Source organism: Pseudomonas sp. P5_A2_2 (genome assembly GCF_054177685.1).
The window spans coordinates 1-1,685 of record NZ_JBGCUL010000945.1 but is presented as its reverse complement, the minus strand read 5'-3'; the positions used below and the strand labels follow the sequence as shown (position 1 = coordinate 1,685).

At 56.6% G+C, this 1,685-nt stretch carries 1 protein-coding gene; it reads left to right on the top strand.

The features are described 5' to 3' along the window. Positions 1–443 precede the first annotated feature (443 nt). The coding region (locus tag ACXRVY_RS27605) for a TolC family outer membrane protein (RefSeq protein ID WP_458238792.1) at positions 444–1,685 on the top strand (1,242 nt) is incomplete at its 3' end.

The window sequence follows — 1,685 nt, the reverse complement described above, 5'->3', positions numbered from 1 at the left end:
TTCAACGAGAACACGGCGGACGCCCTCTGGGGACACCACGAAAACCTGACCGACAATGCTTTTGACTATGGCAACAACACTGCTCATTGAAGACTCTCCGGGGTGTCACGTTCAGTTGACTTCCATAGACCTGATGGCGCCTGCGCCGACCAGTCTGGACGTACATTGCAAAATGGATGCACGAGTTTGACGCAAAAATACGTCAATAATTTGGCTAGAATTTTTAGCTATTAACTTTATGCCAAACTATTGACCTTCTGCAGATCATCCTAAACAATCGCCCCAGTAATGTCACATTGATATTTCAGTGGTGACCCGTCCTCGGTATGTGATCCAGTTCCGCTTTTTGAACTTTCCGACATACGGTCATTCGGCTTGCGATCTTCCGACGCAGCACGTTCTTTTGCTGTGATTCAAGACAAGAAGTTCTGGGAAATTCCTACATGCGTTTGCCTTTGTTCATGGCTATACCTTTCGCCCTCGCCGCATCTTTTGTTCAGGCGCAATCCTTGCCAGAGGCCATGCAGCAAGCGTTGGATGTCCATCCTGAGGTCCAGGCAGGCGTCAACAGCCGATTGGCTGCGGACTATCAGCTGAAGGCTGCGAAAGGTGGATACCTGCCACGGGTTGACCTGCTGGGTGGTTACGGTCGTGAAGGCACCGATAGCGTGACGACCCGCGCGGACAGTAGCGGCAACARGCACTGGGAAACCCTGAATCGCAGTGAGTCCAGTTTGCGTCTGACCCAAATGGTTTTTGACGGTTTCGCGACGTCCAGCGAAGTGGGGCGTCAACAAGCCGCCGTCAACTCCCGCGCCTACTCGCTGCTGAGTACTTCCGAGCGTACCGGGCTGACCGTGGCCCAGGTTTATCTCGACGTGCTGACCCGTCGCGAATTCGTACGTCTGGCCGAGGACAACCTCAAGAGTCACCAACGCATTTACGACCAGATCCAGCTGCGCACCCAGCGAGGTGTCGGCAGCGGCGCCGACCTCGATCAGGCGGAGGCGCGGATGGCCCAGGCGCGCAACAACCTGATCACCGAGCAGACCAACCTGGCTGACGCCGAAACCAACTACCTCTCCGCTGTCGGCCAGATGCCCGATCAACTGGAGCGCCCGGCGAGCTTCATGGCGCTGATGCCGGCCAATCTGAATGAAGCCCGCGCGCAGATGCTGGAAAACAGCCCGATCCTGCGCTCGGCCGAATCCGATATCGCCGCCGCCGAGAAGCAGTACGACACGGCCAAGTCGACGTTCTACCCACGCTTCGATGCTGAATTGGGTCGCACCGCGGACAACGATATTGATGGTCAGAACGGCCACGACAACGAATGGCAGGCCATGCTGCGCATGCGCTTCAACCTGTATTCCGGCGGCAGCAACAAGGCCGATCTGGAATCCAAGTCCTACCTGTCGAACCAGGCGCTGGACATCCGCAACAACGCCCTGCGCCAATTGAATGAAGAGTTGGGCCTGGCCTGGAACGCCCTGAACAACGCCAACGCGCAGGTGCCGATCGCCCAGCAATACGTCGATCACAGTACCGCCGTGCGGACCGCTTACCAGCGTCAGTTCAGCCTCGGCGAGCGCACCCTGCTCGATTTGCTCGACAGTGAGAACGAACTGTTTACCTCCTCTCATCGTCTGGCGGAGATCAAGAACACTCAGTTATTTACTCAGTAC